The following is a 16,357-nucleotide window of genomic DNA, read 5'->3' on the forward strand; positions in this document are numbered from 1 at the left end:
TGCGGGCGAAAGCTCGCAGGCTTTATCTTGGTGCTCTGTGGTTCAAATCTCTTGAGCTGTTACACGAATCTAGTTGCCCAACACGCTCCATAGCACACCGGCCGCAACGGCCGAGCCAATCACTCCCGCAACGTTGGGAGCCATAGCATGCATGAGGAGGAAGTTGTGAGGATCTTCTTTATGACCCACCATCTGCACTACGCGAGCAGAGTCGGGCACGGCCGACACGCCGGCTGCACCCACGAGTGGGTTGATTTTTTCTTTGAGGAACAAGTTCATGAACTTAGCAAACAGCACCCCGCAAGCCGTGGCAATAGCGAACGACAGGGCACCGAGTCCAAAGATCATCAGCGATTGCTTGGTGATAAACCGGCTAGCGTCGGTGCTGGCCCCAACCGAGAAGCCGAGCAGAATAGTGACGATATCGATCATCGCGTTGCGAGCACTGTTCGCGAGTCGTTCGGTCACGGTGCTTTCCTTCAGCAGGTTGCCGAGGAACAGCATGCCGATCAGCACGATCGCACCGGGAGCAATCATGGTACAGATCAGGAATGCGGCGACCGGGAAGATGATTTTCTCACGACGTGAGACGTGCCGCGGAGGAGTCATGTGGATCAAGCGTTCTTCTTTGGTGGTCAGCAACCGCATAATCGGCGGCTGAATCACCGGAACCAGCGCCATGTACGAGTAGGCAGCAATCGCAATGGCACCCAGCAAGTGCGGGGCGAGTTTGGCCGACAGGAAGATGGCCGTCGGCCCGTCTGCACCGCCGATGATGCCGATCGCAGCAGCTTCCTGCGGGAGGAATCCGAGGTAAAGTGCGCCGACTAGCGTCAGGAAGATGCCCATTTGAGCAGCTGCTCCGAGGAGCACTAACTTGGGGTTGGAGAGCATGGTCGAGAAGTCGGTCATCGCCCCGATGCCAAGGAAAATGAGTGGCGGGAAAATACCTTCCTGCACACCATAATAAATGTAACTAAGTACGCTTCCCTTGTCGTAAACACTGAGCGACATCGACTCGCTGGTCGGAATGTTGCCGATCAGGATGCCAAATCCGATTGGCACCAATAGCAAGGGTTCGTAGTCTTTGATGATCGCCAGAGCGATGAACACAAGCCCGACGAGCAGCATGCAGGCGTTTTCCAACGTCATGTTGGCGAAGCCGGTCGTTTCGAGAAACTGCAGAAAGATATCCATCGAGAAGTTCTTGCGAAGAGTGGCGAATCGTGTGTGGGGAGTTGGTGTCTTACTTTACTTGGTTTGACGCACTGTGTTTTTGCATCTCGGTGTGCAATACCATGCCGATGGCGGCCACGATGCGTTCGTGGTCGGTGGCCGACTGTTCCTCTCGCGCCGGAGGAGCGGGGTGCGAGTGCATTTTGGGAAGGATCGGATCGAGCCAGTCCAGCACACGCGGAACGAACGCAATGAATAGCGAGATCACTACCAGGGCGGCAAACACGATGGCCATGCCGGTAAGCGAAATGGCGATGCCGTTGCCTTCAACCACGGCTTGCCACCCACCGGCGGTAGCTTCGGCTTCGGCGGCTGCTAGTAACGAGAAGGAAATCACGGAGTTTGCCTTGTCTATTTGCGAGTGGAACTGCAGTACTTACGTAATTGGCAAGCTACAGACCATACCATAGTTATGAGCAGACCATAACATAGTTATGGCAATATACATTTTGAATCGGGGGGAAGCAGGTGATTTACGCAAAATTGGCCACCACACCCCCGTAGCAATGCTCGGTTCCAGCGGGTGTTTGAACCACGAGTGCCCCGTCGTCGGCAATCGAATCGCAAGTGCCGGTAATATCGCCTCGAGGAGTGGTGATCTGGATCTGCCGCCCGGTGAGCAGCGAGTGGGCTCGCCATTCGTCGGGAAGCTGTGGGTCACGAGCCAGAAAACGCTGTAAATATTGGTCTATTTGTTGTAGACAGGCCACCAGCACTGCGGTGCGGTCAAACGCCATTTCGGGGTCGCTCTGCACGTCGATCATGCTGGTGGCCGTGCGACGCAGTTCCTCCGGTGCGTCGCGAGTGGTGTTGTTCACGTTCAGACCAACTCCCACGACCAGGCGTTTGGTAGTGCCGGCCAGTTCGATGAGAATGCCAGAAACTTTGGCTTCGTTCAGGAAAACATCGTTCGGCCACTTCAGTGTGACGTCGCCCGCGATGAACTGCTCGACCGCCGAAATGATCGCGAGCCCCATCGTCAACGAGACCTGAGGCAGCACGCTCAGCGAGCATTCCAGCGGCGGCGTTAGCACCGACCAGGTGAGTGACCCCTCGCCCGACCACCACCGATTCGAGCCACGTCCACGCCCGGCCGATTGTTGATCGGTCACAAACAGCTCGGCCAATGGGTTGGTTGATTTCGCCGCATGGGCCAGGGCGGCGTTGTTGGTCGAGTCGATTTGGTCGAAGAAGTGAACCCGGTCGATCCAGGTGTCTTGGGTGATACGAGCGAGTTCGAGGGGAGCGGAATGCATATGCACCAGGATTGTGAATATACTCGGAAGATTTACCGACGAGCCCGCAGGTCGCTGAATCGTTCGATGGCGGACTGCAGTTCCGGCGAGGGCTGCGGATGATAGTACTCTACCGGAAGCGAATTGCGAACCACCTGCCGAAGCTCTACCAGATCGCGGATGTCGCCGAGCGCGATGGCCTGGATCAGCACATTGCCGATGGCCGTGGCTTCCACCGGCCCGGCAACGACCGTGCGGCCAGTCGCGTTGGCGGCAAACTGATTGAGCAGCGTGCTTTGACTTCCCCCGCCGACGATGTGCAGTTGGCGAATCGTGCGGCCAGTCAGTTCTTCGAGGATGCCGAGCGACTTACCGTAGAGCAGCGACAGGCTTTCGAGAATGCAGCGAGTGAACTGGCCCGGCGTTTCGGGAACCGGCTGCGAGGTGCTGTGGCAATAATCGACGATGGCCGCAGGCATGTCTGGTGGTTGCAGGAACCGGTTGTCATTGGGATTCACCAGCGACCGAAATGGCTCGCTCGCTTCGGCCATCTGGTTGAGTTCCGCGTAGTCGTGGCACACTCCATCGCGTTCCCACGATCGGCGGCACTCCTGCAACAACCACAGTCCAATGATGTTTTTCAGAAAGCGGGTGGTTCCGCCAAAGCCGGCTTCGTTGGTGAAGTTCTCGGTGCGAGCTTTCTCGGAGATGAGTGGCTCGGGCAGTTCGACACCAATCAGCGACCAGGTGCCCGAACTCAAATAGGCCCACTCTTCGCCTTCGCCCGGTACCGCCGCAACTGCTGCACCGGTGTCGTGCGAGCAGGTGGCGATCACCTGCGCGGCAGCCAGCTTGGTCTCCGCTTGCACTTCTTCGGTCAGTGAACCCAGTACGGTGCCCGACGCCACGATCTCGGGAAACGCATCGCGGGGCAGCCCACACGCTTCGATAAGTTTGTCCGACCAGTTGCCAGCAACGGGGTTATACAACTGCGTGGTGCTGGCCAAGCTGACTTCGCACTTGGCAACACCGCTGAACAGGTAGTTCAGGTAGTCGGCAATCGTAAGAAATCGATCGGCCAGCTTGATTAGCTCAGGGCATTGCTCCACGTCGGCCAGCATCTGGTACATGGTATTGAGCTGCATGAACTGGATGCCGGTCTCGCCGAAGATCGTCTCGCGGCCAATGTTCTCAAGTGCGTTTTGATAGGGAGCCGTGGTTCGCGGGTCGCGATAGTGATGCGGAACGCCTAGCATCGGCTGCCCGGCACCCATCCATACGTAATCGACTCCCCACGAGTCGACACTCAAGCCGGCGGCGGAGATACCGCGCTGGGCGAGGATGCGCAACCCCTCTTTCAGGTGTTCGAAGATGCCGAGCACGTTCCAGCGCATCGAGTTGGCAACCCGAATCGCATGGTTGGGAAAGCGATGGACTTCCTCGAGCGTGAGTTTTCCATCGGCCAGCCTGCCGAGCATCACCCGCCCACTTTCGGCACCTAGATCGCAAGCTATGTAATGTTTAGTCATGATCGAAAAGCCGTGAGGGCGCAGCAAGCGGCCCTCGGTCGAGGATAAGTTTAGATTTTCACCTGATCGGCGTCGACTTTTATATTGCGGCCCATCCAAAGCGGAGTGGCAACAAACCAAGCTACTGTGCCGATGAGTGCTGTTAACTGCACTGCATTAAGAGGCATGACGCCCCCCATGTAAAGCAGTGCCGGAAGAATCGTGGCAATTAATGCCAGATACGAGATGGGTTTCAGCAAAGTTTGCATCGCGAATCCCCCTGTTATTTAGAGGCCAGTTGATCGTAGCTAGGAACCGGCCGTTGCATGAATTTGGAGAGTACCAAGTACAGCACGCCGCAGACCAGCCAGCAGGGAATTACCAGGTAAGCAGCAAAAATGCGTTTCTCCTCGACTGGATTGAAAATCAAATACAACCCTACCGCTACCGGCAGCACCCAGGCAATCAGCACTGCAGCGTTGAACGAACTCTTGCTGTGCATGGCGTATTCGTCGGTAAGGCCGAACTTTCGCATCAGATAGTAGTCGACAACAATCACGGCTCCCATGGTGCCAAGCACGGTACCGTAGGTTCCGACAAACCCAAGTAGTTGTTGCGACAGATTCGGGAACGCAGCCGCGGCGGTCGCAACTGCTCCGGCGACCAGGGTCATTGCCACCCGCGAACTTTTGGGGAAGATGCCTTGGAAGGCGAGTCCCGCGCGGTAGATCGTCGGGTTGGCTGTGGTCCACCCCGCAATGATCACGCAGAGAATGCCAGTCCAACCGAGGGCCTGGAAGGCCAGCATGCCCGGGTCGGCGATCACGGACTTGCCATCGCTGGAGATCAGTGCATTGGATGTGCCGCTCTGTTGAGCGACCTTAATCGCGGCTCCCATCATGAAGGCCGCAGCGATCCAGGCCATGTAGTGACCGAGGAACATGCCGATCGACGGAGCCCAGCCCGACGACTTGTCGCGAGCAAAGCGGAAGATCGTGAGGTCGGCCATGCCGAAATGCATCGCACCGTTGCACAGCCAGGCGAAGACCACGATTTGCCAAAAAGAGAATGACTTCTCACCTTCGACCGATTGCACGAACTGAATGCCGTTGGTCCAGGCTTCGGAGAGCGATGCGTAGTTGCTGACTTCCATGCGTCCCATTGAGACGATCCCGCACGCGGCGAAGATCGCAATCATCCACGGTGCAGAAATGTTCGCCACGCGAGCGACCATCTCATAGCCAGCAGCAGCAATCACCGCCATCACTGCACCAACGGCGATCACGAGTAGCGTAAACTCTGGTTTGCCGAGGGCGAGTAGATTACTAGGGACGGAAAAGTCGATTTTTAACGGAACACCAACCGCGGTTGCCGAAACGGTAACCATGGCTCCTGCAAGAAAGCAGAAGAGAACCCCATTCACGACGTTGTAGAGCTTGACCATCGAACCGCCGCCGATGCGTTCGAGTTGGTAATAGAGCGTCATGCGTTTCGACATGGCGATCGGAGTTACCAAGAAACGCCAGGTAAGCACCGCCAGGATGTTGCCAATCAGCAGACCGAGGATCAGGTCCTGCAAGCTGGCGCCCGCAGCGAGAAACAACGGCCCAATGGCAAACTCGGTGCCTGCGGCGTGCTCGCCAGCGTACATGCCCCAAAACTTTCCGGGTCCCATCAAGGCATGATCGGGTACCGGTTCGCGCTCGTATTCACCCTTTGAGGTGCTATTGTCATCTGCCATGAGGGTCCGCCCAAACAACGAATGAGTAGAAAAGGTTGTTTTCCAGCAAACTTCGATCGAAGCCGATCGGTGTTCTTGGAGCTATGCGTTGACGCTTGCCGCGGAGCACTCGGCCTCTCTGGAGAGTAAGGTCGATTGCTCGTAGTCCTTCACCTTGTTCAGCCAAGCCATGCCGACTGGTGCTTCGGATTTCAAACAATGGTAATCCCAGACGGCGCCGAAAGGTAGCACCTTGGCTTCTTCCATCAACGCCAACCGAGCGGTGAAGTCGCCTGACTGCTCGTAGGCTATCAGCTGTTCGGTCGGTTCGAGTAAGGCCATGAGCAATGCTTTGAGCATGTTGCGGGTGCCGATGGCCCAGGCGGCGATGCGATTAATACTGGCGTCGAAGTAGTCGAGCCCAATATGGGTGCGGGCGAGATAGTCGCCGCGAACCAGTTCGAGGGCGATCGCCTGCAGGTCGTCGGTGTAGGTGACCACGTGGTCGCTGTCCCAACGCACTCCACGGCTAACGTGCAGCAGCATCTCGGGTACGTGCATCAGCACCGACGAGAACTTGTCGGCAATGCCTTCGGTGGGGTGGAAGTGTCCCGCGTCGAGGCACAGCAGTGTTTGCCGAGTGATCGCGTAGCCGAGGTAAAACTCGTGAGAGCCGACCACGTAGCTTTCGGAGCCAATGCCAAACAGCTTGCTCTCGACCGCGTCGAGATGAATCTGGGGATCGAATTTCTCCGCAAACACCTTGTCGAGCGAGTCGAGCAGGCGCAGGCGGGGGCTCTTGCGATCGGCCGGCGTGTCTTTGTATCCATCGGGGATCCAAGAGTTGGTTACGCACGCGGTTCCGGTCGCTTGCCCCATGGCGGCCCCGATCTTTCGGCACGCGATGCCATGTTCGATCCAGAAGTCACGAATCGCTTTGTCGGGGTGGGCCAGCGTGAGCCCGTCGTTCGCCTTGGGGTGGGCGAAGTACGTGGGGTTGAAGTCGAGGCCAATTTGCTGATCCTTCGCCCAATCGATCCAACCGGTAAAGTGATCGGTATCGATTTCGTTGCGATCGGGAACGTGGGAACCAAACTCGCCGTAGATGGCATGCAGGTTCAGGCGATGCTTGCCGGGGATCAACGAGTAGGCCAATTCAAGGTCGCTGCGTAACTCGTCTGGCGTGTTGGCTTTACCGGGGTAGTTGCCAGTGACGGCCAGACCACCGCCGAGCTCGTCGCCCGATTGTTCGAAGCCAACCACGTCGTCCCCTTGCCAGCAATGCAGCGAGATCGGGATGGTGGCCAACCGGGCCAGGGCTTGTTCGGTATCGACGCCGAGCGAAGCATATCGCTCACGGGCCAACTGATACGCCTGTTCTACCGACGCGCAAGAATCGCTCATAGATCACCGCCAAGTGAGAAAAGTTGAGTAGAGTGTGTCGACTACGGTTGCAGCCTACCAGGGCGGCGGTAGCGGTTTCCTTGACAATTGTGCCGCCGACTAGCACAATAGTGCCAGGATGTTTGGCCCCTGGTAGGGACGCTTTCCTGCGCTGTTCCTCTTGTCGATGCTTGGTCGGCCATGGCGATCACCCTAAAAAAACACGACTGGTTTCACGCCGATGGTTTTCCCATGGCCGTGGAGCGTCGCGACCCGCAGCAACCGTTTGGGGTGCACACCCACGAGTTTAGCGAGCTGGTCATCATCACTGGCGGGCGTGGGCTGCATGTCACCGGCGACGACTCCTGGCAACTCAGCGCCGGCGATGTGTTTGCCATCGGCGGATCGATGCCGCACGACTATTTGAACATGGATCGCTTGAGGTTGATCAATGTGTTGTTCGACCAGAACGAGTTATCGCTCGACCTGCTGGATCTCAGCTCGTTGCCAGGATACCACGCGCTGTTTCGCCTGGAACCGGCTTATCGCAAGCGGCACCAGTTCAACAGTCGGCTGCGGTTGAAACCTACCGAAGTCGCCACGGCCATCGGCTTCGTCGATCAACTGGAAGACGAACTGCAGCGTCGCGGGCCTGGGTTCCGATTCATGGCGACCGCGATGTTCATGCAGCTAGTGGGCTACTTGTCGCGTTGCTATAGCCAGTCGAACAACGCCGACTCTCGGGCGCTGTTGCGCATCGCCAGTAGTATCACACATCTCGAAACGCACTACTCCGAGTCGATCCATTTGGAGGAACTCGTCGCCATGGCCAAGATGTCGAAGCGTAGCTTCCTGCGAACCTTCGAAGCAGCAATGGGGTGCACGCCGATTGCCTACCTGATCCAGCTACGTACCACGCAGGCGGCAAAACTGCTGCGGCAGACGGATCGGAGTGTGACCGATATTGCCTACGACGTCGGCTTCAACGACAGCAACTACTTCACTCGGCAATTTCGCAAGCATTTTGGCATGTCCCCACGCACCTATCGGCAGCGCGAGTCGCTCGCCCACAATGCATGATGCCAACAGAGACGGAAGTAAGTTTGACTTTTCTGCTGGTCACCCTATTCTCTGTAGCCACGGACCCGCCCATACTTAGGCGGCTGATTATGTGTGGATAGTCAGCAAGGCGAATAAGATGAGGCCCTCTAGAGCACAAACGAGAGAACATGGGACTTTTTGACACGCTGCGATTCGGCGCCCGGGCGTTATCAATCAAATCGATGAGCACCGCCAGTCGCGAAGCGATCGAGTCGCGTCAGCACCGTCGGCTGGAGCACCTGCTGCGGCACGCGAAGGAGCACTCTCCCTATCTGGCGGAGAAGTACGCAGGCATCGATTGCGACGACTTTCAGCTCAGCGACTTGCCAACCTCGAACAAGCAGGAGGTGATGGAACACTTCGACGACTGGCTGACCGTCGACGACGTGACTCAAAGTGAAGTCGAAGAGTTCCTGGAAGATCAGGGGAATCTTGGCAAGTTGTTCAAGGACAAGTACGTGCTCGGGCACACGTCCGGTAGCTCAGGCCAGGCTCTTCTGCTGGTGAAGTCGCCACTCGACTTCGAGTTGCTGTTCGCCCTGCAGGCCGCGCGCGGGCATGCGGAGTCGCTTGATCTCAAGGAGCTACTAGTACGCTTTACCGAGCCAGTGCGACTAGCGGCGGTCACGCTGAAGCCCGGCTTCTATCCTTCGGGCTCTGCGTTCCAGTATATGCCGGAAAGCGTGCGGCAGTTCATCGAAGTGCTGCAGCTGTCGCTGAACGACGAAAACCTGGGTGCCCAGCTGGCCGAGTTCAAACCGACCCACCTTACGACGTACGCCAGCATTCTTCACGAACTGGCCCGCGATATCGAAGCGGGCGAGCTTGACCTCGGAGGCCAGCTGGAGCAGGTGGTGAACATCAGCGAGAAGCTGCTCGCTGGTCCCCGCGAGCGGTACAAGAAGCTGTTCGACGCTCCGATTTTCGACGACTACGGCATGGGCGAGTGTTTGTTCCTCACTGCGGCCTGCCAGACTACTGGTGGCATGCACGTGAACGCCGATTGGGCGATCGTGGAGGTCGTGGACGACGACAACCAACCGGTGCCCGATGGGCAGCCAGGCACTAAGGTGCTGATCACCAACCTGGTGAACCGCATCCAGCCATTCATACGCTACGAAGTAAACGACATCGTCGTGATGGCCAGCGAGCCATGTGAGTGCGCGAGCAACATGCCACTGATCGCAAGGATCGATGGTCGTAGCTCCGAGATGCTTTATGCGCTGGAGGATGGCCAGCCGGAGCCGCTCCATCCCTCGGTGGTCGAGCAGGCGGTGGGCCATTCAGGAGTAGCTCGGGAGTACCAAATTGTTCAAGAGGAGCCCGGCAAGCTACACATTCGCATCGAGCCGCTCGAAGCGAGTGTGGACCTCGACGAAGTGCGAGCCGCGATGGCCGAGCAGCTCGAAGACAATGGCACCCGAGGCCTGGAGTACACGATCGAAACGGTCGATCGTCTGCAGCCCGAGGAGGATGGCAGCAAGTTCCAACGGATCATTTGCAAGGTCGACCCACAATAAAAAAGACTCCTGGCGAGCCGAACGATGGCTCGCCAGGAGTCGTGCGTTTCAATCGAGGCTGCAGCCATGGCAGCCGGTCGCCTTACTGGGCTTCTTTGTACCACTCGACCAGGTCGTCGCGAAGCTTCTTCGCTTCGGCATCGAGGATGTACATCATGTGACCCGCTTCGTACTTCTTGACCTCGACGCGGTCCACGTACTCAGGTACCAGCATCAGGTGGTCTTTGGTGTACTTGAAGGCAAACTGAGGGGTTGCCAGGTCGTAGTAACCACAAGCGACGAACAGCTTGAGATGAGGGTTTTGGCTCATCTGGTTCCGTAGCGTTTCGCTGGCGTCGACGTAGCGGTTTTCGAAACGTCCATAGTTCCAGCGGCCAACAGCACCGCCGAGTTCGTACACGCGATCGTCTTCAAACTTCAGTGTGCCCCGCATGTACTCGTTCATGCCGGCACCGAACGCACCGGTAATCGCAGTGCTGCTGGGATCGTACTGTGGGCGATTGCTGGCATTGTCGCGATCGACGCCTTTAAACCGGCTGTCGAAGCGACCAATCGTGTTGCCTTCTTCGCGAAGCAGCTCGCGGCCAAACTCGCTCATCGATACGCGCAGGTTGTTGTCGCGAACGTAATCGGCTTCCAGGCCGGTCAACTCCGCGTAGCGGGCGATGGCCTTGTCGAGTTGCTCCTTGGGAAGCGAGGTGCCTTGCAGCAGTGCACGAGCATAGGTGCCGTAGGCAAAGTGTTCGGCCTCGGCTACTACTTCCTCAAGCGACATGCCTTGCAGCTCGTCGCTCAATTGCTTGTGGTACCAAGCAGTCGAGGTGTAGCTCGGCAGGAACAGGATGTAAGGCAGGTCGTTGTTGTCAGCAAAACGGATGGTACTGAAGTCGACCACTGGCGAGATCATCACGATGCCGTTCAGGTACATGCGATAACGATCTTGCAGGGTGCCGCTCAGACCAGCCGAGCGAACACCACCGTAGCTTTCGCCTAGCACGTACTTCGGCGAACTCCAGCGTTCGTTCTTCGTGGTGTAGTCGTGGATGAACTGGCCAACGCTACGCAGGTCTTCTTCGTAACCGTGGAACTGCTTGGGATCTTCCCCCTCGGCCGGGCGGCTGTAGCCGGTGCTCACCGGATCGATGAACACTAGGTCGGTCACGTCGAGTAGCGAGTGAGGATTGTGCTCGGTCGTGTACGGAGGGGCCGGAGTCGTGGCGTCGTCGGGCACGCGCACGCGTTGCGGACCCAACATGCCGAGGTGCAGCCAAACGCTGGCCGAGCCGGGGCCGCCGTTGAAGCAGAACGTAATGGGACGGGTGCCAACGTCAGCGTCGTCGCGGGTGTAAGCCACCGAGAAGATCTCGGCCTTTACCTTGCCGCTGTCGTCCTTCATCTGAAGCTTGCCAGTGGTGGCCGTGTACTTAAAGGTCTCACCACCGAGCGTGATCTCGTGGTGGGTGACCGAAGGTTCGGGAGTTTTAGACTCTGGTTTCTTGTCTTTCTCCTCGGCCATGGCAAATGGCGAGGCAGTAACCAGCAGGGCGAGCATCAAAAGCAGACGTTTCATGGCATGCGGGGGCTAAGAGGAAGGGCAGGGGGTGGAGGCCGTCGGTACGGTTTCCCGGATGCGGGACTAAACTCAGTAAGGATAGGCCGTGTGAGGTAGGTAGCCCACGATTTTATGGCCCAGACCGCCAGAATGCCAGTTGCCTGGGCGAAATACGGGATTTTTACTGCTTAGGAGGGGCGGGCAAAGGGTCGAGCAGCAACATCACTCGCATATCGTAGTTTTGCGACCTGATCATCGTCCCTTGGTTCCAGATCAATGCGGTATGTCCCGGTGCCCATCGCGGAATGATCGGACGCAAGTTATCAGCGGCCGAATCGCGGGTGATAGCCTGCCAAGTCCAGGTGAGGCCTTCGTCGGCCGAGGTGCCACGGTAGATTTCGTGGAACTTGGTCGACTTCCCCGTCTGCGGATCGATCGGCGTGGAGATATAGAGCGTATTCGGATCGTTCGGATCGAGAGCCCCCAGGCCGGTATAGTCTTGCTCGCTGCCAAACAGTCGGCCGCCAGCCTTTGCCAGCGGCGACACCTGCCAGGTTCCTTCGTTGCAGCGAGCGTACAGGAAGCGATGGTCCTCGATCGAGTCGTCCGCTCGCGCTTTGAACAACATGGCAAGCTGCCCGTCGGCGTAGGCTTCGAAGTCGGCCATCCAAGTGTGAGTCATCGCGACGTCGTCGTACGTGGTGCCACCAGCAAACACTTGTGTCAACTGCGTCGCATCGGCTTCGGCTTGCGAGTCGAGCGAGGTGTCGACCACCGTGCCGTCGGTGCGATGCAGTGCTCCCGCTTCGAGGTACCCGTGGTAAAGGCTGTTGTTGAAGTGTCGCGGATGTCGTTCGGTGGCAACCAGATGAATCCGGTCTTTCTGCGAGGAATACTTCAGGTACCCATTCACGTAGAAACCTTGCGCTCCCTCTGCGGCCGATGGCTTTACCAATTGTCCCGCGTACTGCCAGTGTTGCCCAAAATCGCTCGACACAATCACGTTCGGGCAGCGATGATGATTGCGCGAAATATTGACCACTTGTTGCGTGGCTGGCAGGTAGAAAAGGTTGTTGTAGGTGCAGCCAAAGTCGCAGCCCCCTTCGATGGCCGCATTCCAGTCGAACGTGGTTTCGTCGCTCCACTGGTTGGTGTCGGGGTCGTACAGGCGGAAGTAAGTGGTTGGTCCATTGTTGTGTCCCGCGTACGCAGCCAAGCATCGGCCATCTGGCAGCACAAACAGCGACGGGCAATTGTGGTCGTCGCCGCCGCCGTACGAAAGCAACCCGTGATGCAGCACGTCGATGCCGATTACCTGGCCAGTCTTCAGGTCGACGCGGGCTACCTCCACATCGCCGTCTTTGGCCTTGCCGCCCGCTCCGGCATGATTTGCCAGCGAGCCGACGTACAGCAGATGACGGTCGTTGTCGATCACCGCCCGCTCGTCGCCAAACCAACTCCAACCGCCATTGGGATTAGCGACGATAGGGGAAGCCGACGGAGTTTCCTCCGCCAGGCACCAAGGCATCGCAGCGACCCAAAATCCAAGAACCACTAAGCCAAGTGCAATGAAGCGAGTCGATTGCCAAGCGATGAAAGTCCGCATGTGTCTGCCTGGGGCTGGAGTCAACTTAAGAGAATAACCGAGCCGAACGCCGCGGGGCGGGACCAAACAGTTTCCACCTCGCAGCACGGCGATCGTGATTCTGTCGAGCATAATCGTATCGACCGCTGGAGACAAACCGTGGGTACTGGGGACCGAGGGAGATTCCTTGGCTAAGGAGTGGCAATTTGCGTCCATCTCGGCGATAATGCAGAGCTTGGGCACGGACTTGCGCAGCCGATAGAACTTATGTCGTACGCTTATCTCACACAACTTTCCGGCGAAAAAGCTGGTACTAACTTTCCCCTCGACCCAGCAGGCGAGACACTGCTCGGCCGGGGAAGCAATTGCCAAGTGCCGCTGACCGACGCACTTTGCTCGCGGGTGCACGCCCGCTTGGCGGTTTGCAACGACGGTTGGTTGCTCCGCGACGCCCATAGCCGCAATGGAACGTTCGTCAACGAGCAGAAGATCGACGAAGCGATTCTGGCCAGCGGCAATGTCATTCGACTCGGCGATACCGAACTCGAGTTCCAAACGTCGGAAGAGCCCCCCACCGCCGGCACCGGCGAGAACACCGGACTGCTGCAGACTATCGTGCAGGACAAGGAGGTGATCAGCGGCAGTGTCGACGGCGACTCGCTGATCGGTCTGCCAGATGCCGAGCAAGTGAAAGAGCTGATGTTGCTCTATCAACTCTGCATCAAACTCTTGGGGTGTAGCGATCCGAACGAAGTGGTGATGTGCTCGTTGGACTTGCTGGAGAAACGAACCGGTGCGTCGATCGCGGGATTCCTCTGGATGAGCGACGACGGAACGCTGAAGCCGAAGTTTGTGCTGCCGGCCGATGCAGCGGAACGCGTCACGCTCAGCCCGTCGCTTACCGAACTGGTCAGTGCGCGAGGCCATGCGGTGTGGGTCGCGAATCAGGCCGAGGAAGGGTCGAACCTGGGCCACTTTGCCGATGCGATCTGCGCGCCGCTGGTGCAGAAGCTCGGCAAGGATCGGAACACTTTGGGCGCGATCCACGTATATCTCGAAGATGGCCGGTTTCGGCAGTCCGACTTCGATTTCATTATTACGGTTGCCAATCTGGTAGCCATTGCTCTGGTGCGCGCACGCGAAATTACAAGCCTGCAGAAGGATTATCAGCGGCTCCGCGAGAGCACTGCTGGCACCGACGATCTGTTGGGCGAAAGCAAACCGATGCTGGCACTCAAAAGCAAGATCCAACGAGTCAGCCGAGCTTCGGGGTGCGTGTTGGTACGCGGCGAAAGCGGTGCTGGCAAAGAGCTGGTCGCCCGCGCGATCCACCGCGCGAGTGGTCGCTCGAGCCAAGCCATGGTAAGCGTCAACTGCGCAGCGATTCCCGCCGACCTGATGGAGAGTCAGCTCTTCGGTCACAAGGCGGGTGCGTTTACCGGCGCCGACCGCGACCACGAGGGGTTCTTCCAGCAGGCCGACCTCGGCACGCTCTTTCTCGACGAAGTTGGCGAGCTCACGCTCGAGGGCCAGGCCAAGCTGCTCCGCATTCTCGAAGGCCACCCGTTCCTGCCGGTCGGGGCGACCAAGGAGATTAGTGTCGACGTTCGCGTGATCGCAGCAACGAACCGCGATCTGCAAACCTACGTCGGCGAAGGCAAGTTCCGCGAAGACCTGTTCTACCGTCTGAGCGTGTTCGAGTTGTATTTGCCACCGTTGCGAGATCGCGAAGGCGACATCGAGTTGCTGGTAAATCATTTCCTCGCCCACTTCTGTCGTTTGCATGGTCGACCTGGTTTGACACTGAGCGAAGCGTCGCGCAACAAATTGCTGGGATATCGTTGGCCAGGCAATGTACGGCAACTCCGCAACGTGCTCGATAGTGCGGTGGTCATGGCCGACGGCGAGCAGATTGAGCCCTCCGATTTAGCACTTCGCGACACCGGCAGCGATAATCTCGACACCCTGGCGATCGACCAGTGGGAACGCAAACTCATCATCGAAGCGCTGCAGCGTACCAGCGATAATGTGCCCGAAGCGGCAAAATTGCTTGGCATCGGCCGGGCAACCCTGTATCGTAAGATCGAACAATACAAGATCGAGCGATAGTTCTGCGGCCGTACTGGGCCTTGCTGGTTGTGGGAACAGAGCTTTCGCACAACGCCTAATCCTCTAGCCGATGTTGGGGTAAATGCATGGAGTTTTTTGGTCGCACGAGCGCACGCATGCTGGCTTTGCTCATGGTGGTCTCGACCGCGATGGCCGACGAGTGGCCGCGGTTCCGGGGACCCAACGGGGCTGGCATCGCCCCCGCGCTGGCGATTCCCGATCGTTGGACTCCGGACGACTTCGCTTGGCAAGTCGATCTGGCCGGCTCCGGGCATGGCTCGCCGGTGGTGCATGGTGACCAGCTTTTCGTCACCAGCGGCTCTGAGAGCGGGCAGGTGTACCTCGAAGCCTACGCTGTTGACTCCGGCAAACGCACCTGGCAGCAGTCGCTCGGCGGGGCTCCGTTCCGCAAGCATCAGCTCAACGCAGTGGCTTCGAGCACGCCGGCCGTGGACGACAAGCAGGTGTACGTCACTTACTACCGGCCCGGGCACGTGCAACTGGCCGCCTACACCCACGCGGGCAAGCCGGTGTGGGAGATCGACCTCGGCGAGTTTACCTGCCAGCACGGCTTCTCGGCATCGCCGATTGTGATCGACGACTTGGTCTGCCTGCAGGGCGACAACCCCAAGCAAGGCTACCTGGCGGCTTTCGACTGCAGCACTGGCAAGCAGCGCTGGCAAGCGACTCGCGACACCGGCAAAGAGGCCTACTCCACTCCGGCGACGATGACACTGGCTAACGACAAGCAGGTAATCGTCAACTCGTCGCAGGTCGAAGGGATTACCGTGATCGACCCCGCGACCGGCGACAAGCTGTGGCAGCCGCCGCAGGGGTTTCCCGAACGTACGGTCGGCTCGCCGGTTGTCGCAGGCGATGTGGTGCTCGCCGCATGCGGCAGCGGCGGCGGGGGTAAGCTGATGACCGCATGCCGTATCACCCCGACCGGCTGCGAGCAGCTCTACACACTTACTAAGAATATTCCGTACGTACCGACCGGCGTGGCCATGGGGGATTTGCTGTTTTTGATTCACGATCGTGGCACCATGAGTTGCATCGATCTCTCCACGCAAGAGACCTTGTGGGTCAAGCGATTGGGAGGCGGTTATTATTGTTCGCCGATTCTGCTCGGCGATCGTATACTGTGTGTCTCGATGGAAGGCGAAGCGATCATGCTTTCGGCCGGCCGCGAGTTCCAAGTGCTCGGCCGAACCGACTTGGGCGAAGGTACCGAAGCCACGCCGGCCGTGGCCGATGGGCGATTGTTCATTCGCACCAGCTCCAAGCTGTTTTGCGTCGCCGAGTAGATTCAATCCGTATCGTCTGTCATCTTCAGGTGGGTAGTTCATCTGCACTGGCAATAAAGACTCCTGCCGCAGCTCGCAGCAAAGCGATCCGCAGCAGAGTA

General features: G+C 58.4%; 13 protein-coding genes. 4 read left to right on the plus strand and 9 right to left on the minus strand.

All coding sequences use genetic code 11. The features are described from left to right. Positions 1–69: 69 nt before the first annotated feature. From Pan181_RS04745 to Pan181_RS04775, 7 genes are all read right to left on the minus strand, one after another. Positions 70–1,197, minus strand: coding sequence for a sodium ion-translocating decarboxylase subunit beta (locus Pan181_RS04745; protein ID WP_145245730.1), 1,128 nt, complete (start codon positions 1,195–1,197; stop codon positions 70–72). 49 nt (positions 1,198–1,246) lie between these two features. Further along, positions 1,247–1,573 (minus strand): OadG family protein, encoded by a 327-nt coding sequence (locus Pan181_RS04750; RefSeq protein ID WP_145245731.1) that lies wholly within the window; start codon positions 1,571–1,573, stop codon positions 1,247–1,249. Positions 1,574–1,709: 136 nt separating this feature from the next. Continuing rightward, positions 1,710–2,492 carry a biotin--[acetyl-CoA-carboxylase] ligase gene (locus tag Pan181_RS04755; RefSeq protein ID WP_145245732.1) on the minus strand — a complete coding sequence of 261 codons (783 nt, stop codon included), beginning with the start codon at positions 2,490–2,492 and terminating at the stop codon, positions 1,710–1,712. A 32-nt stretch (positions 2,493–2,524) separates the two neighbouring features. Further along, positions 2,525–4,000 carry a rhamnulokinase gene (locus tag Pan181_RS04760; protein WP_145245733.1) on the minus strand — a complete coding sequence of 492 codons (1,476 nt, stop codon included), beginning with the start codon at positions 3,998–4,000 and terminating at the stop codon, positions 2,525–2,527. Positions 4,001–4,050: 50 nt separating this feature from the next. Next, the gene (locus Pan181_RS04765) at positions 4,051–4,248 is read right to left on the minus strand and encodes a hypothetical protein (protein ID WP_145245734.1); all 198 of its coding nucleotides are present in this window, start codon (positions 4,246–4,248) and stop codon (positions 4,051–4,053) included. A gap of 14 nt (positions 4,249–4,262) precedes the next feature. Beyond that, a complete protein-coding gene (locus Pan181_RS04770) occupies positions 4,263–5,720 on the minus strand; it encodes a purine-cytosine permease family protein (protein ID WP_145245735.1) in 1,458 nt (485 codons plus the stop codon). Between the two features lie 81 nt (positions 5,721–5,801). Beyond that, entirely contained in the window at positions 5,802–7,103 is a 1,302-nt protein-coding gene (locus Pan181_RS04775) for an L-rhamnose isomerase (protein ID WP_145245736.1), read from the minus strand. A 180-nt stretch (positions 7,104–7,283) separates the two neighbouring features. Between Pan181_RS04775 and Pan181_RS04780 the strand changes: the two genes are divergently transcribed. Both Pan181_RS04780 and Pan181_RS04785 read left to right on the plus strand, forming a co-directional pair. Next, positions 7,284–8,162, plus strand: coding sequence for a helix-turn-helix domain-containing protein (locus tag Pan181_RS04780; protein WP_145245737.1), 879 nt, complete (start codon positions 7,284–7,286; stop codon positions 8,160–8,162). Positions 8,163–8,311: 149 nt separating this feature from the next. Beyond that, on the plus strand, positions 8,312–9,703 hold the full coding sequence (locus tag Pan181_RS04785; RefSeq protein ID WP_145245738.1) for a phenylacetate--CoA ligase family protein: 1,392 nt from the start codon (positions 8,312–8,314) through the stop codon (positions 9,701–9,703). Between the two features lie 82 nt (positions 9,704–9,785). Here the strand turns inward: Pan181_RS04785 and Pan181_RS04790 are convergent, their stop codons facing one another. Together Pan181_RS04790 and Pan181_RS04795 are read right to left on the minus strand one after the other, a co-directional pair. Continuing rightward, positions 9,786–11,273 carry a S10 family peptidase gene (locus tag Pan181_RS04790; RefSeq protein WP_145245739.1) on the minus strand — a complete coding sequence of 496 codons (1,488 nt, stop codon included), beginning with the start codon at positions 11,271–11,273 and terminating at the stop codon, positions 9,786–9,788. Between the two features lie 163 nt (positions 11,274–11,436). Continuing rightward, complete coding sequence (locus tag Pan181_RS04795) at positions 11,437–12,861, minus strand: BNR-4 repeat-containing protein (RefSeq protein ID WP_197528915.1); 1,425 nt, start codon at positions 12,859–12,861, stop codon at positions 11,437–11,439. A 246-nt stretch (positions 12,862–13,107) separates the two neighbouring features. Here Pan181_RS04795 and Pan181_RS04800 point away from each other — a divergent pair, with 246 nt between their 5' ends. Both Pan181_RS04800 and Pan181_RS04805 read left to right on the plus strand, forming a co-directional pair. Next, positions 13,108–14,949, plus strand: a complete 1,842-nt coding sequence (locus tag Pan181_RS04800) for a sigma 54-interacting transcriptional regulator (protein ID WP_145245743.1) — start codon at positions 13,108–13,110, stop codon at positions 14,947–14,949. A 116-nt stretch (positions 14,950–15,065) separates the two neighbouring features. Beyond that, positions 15,066–16,256, plus strand: coding sequence for a PQQ-binding-like beta-propeller repeat protein (locus tag Pan181_RS04805; RefSeq protein WP_197528916.1), 1,191 nt, complete (start codon positions 15,066–15,068; stop codon positions 16,254–16,256). Positions 16,257–16,357 lie beyond the last annotated feature (101 nt).

Origin of the sequence: Aeoliella mucimassa (genome assembly GCF_007748035.1) — a bacterium.
GTDB classification, from domain to species: Bacteria; Planctomycetota; Planctomycetia; order Pirellulales; family Lacipirellulaceae; genus Aeoliella; species Aeoliella mucimassa.

Excerpts from the sequence above, each read along its gene's own strand:
- Pan181_RS04745 (WP_145245730.1), bottom strand. The coding sequence starts at position 1,197 with ATGGATATCTTTCTGCAGTTTCTCGAAACGACCGGCTTCGCCAACATG.
- Pan181_RS04755 (WP_145245732.1), bottom strand. The coding sequence starts at position 2,492 with ATGCATTCCGCTCCCCTCGAACTCGCTCGTATCACCCAAGACACCTGG.
- Pan181_RS04760 (WP_145245733.1), bottom strand. The coding sequence starts at position 4,000 with ATGACTAAACATTACATAGCTTGCGATCTAGGTGCCGAAAGTGGGCGG.
- Pan181_RS04765 (WP_145245734.1), bottom strand. The coding sequence starts at position 4,248 with ATGCAAACTTTGCTGAAACCCATCTCGTATCTGGCATTAATTGCCACG.
- Pan181_RS04770 (WP_145245735.1), bottom strand. The coding sequence starts at position 5,720 with ATGGCAGATGACAATAGCACCTCAAAGGGTGAATACGAGCGCGAACCG.
- Pan181_RS04775 (WP_145245736.1), bottom strand. The coding sequence starts at position 7,103 with ATGAGCGATTCTTGCGCGTCGGTAGAACAGGCGTATCAGTTGGCCCGT.
- Pan181_RS04780 (WP_145245737.1), top strand. The coding sequence starts at position 7,284 with ATGGCGATCACCCTAAAAAAACACGACTGGTTTCACGCCGATGGTTTT.
- Pan181_RS04785 (WP_145245738.1), top strand. The coding sequence starts at position 8,312 with ATGGGACTTTTTGACACGCTGCGATTCGGCGCCCGGGCGTTATCAATC.
- Pan181_RS04790 (WP_145245739.1), bottom strand. The coding sequence starts at position 11,273 with ATGAAACGTCTGCTTTTGATGCTCGCCCTGCTGGTTACTGCCTCGCCA.
- Pan181_RS04795 (WP_197528915.1), bottom strand. The coding sequence starts at position 12,861 with ATGCGGACTTTCATCGCTTGGCAATCGACTCGCTTCATTGCACTTGGC.
- Pan181_RS04800 (WP_145245743.1), top strand. The coding sequence starts at position 13,108 with ATGTCGTACGCTTATCTCACACAACTTTCCGGCGAAAAAGCTGGTACT.
- Pan181_RS04805 (WP_197528916.1), top strand. The coding sequence starts at position 15,066 with ATGCTGGCTTTGCTCATGGTGGTCTCGACCGCGATGGCCGACGAGTGG.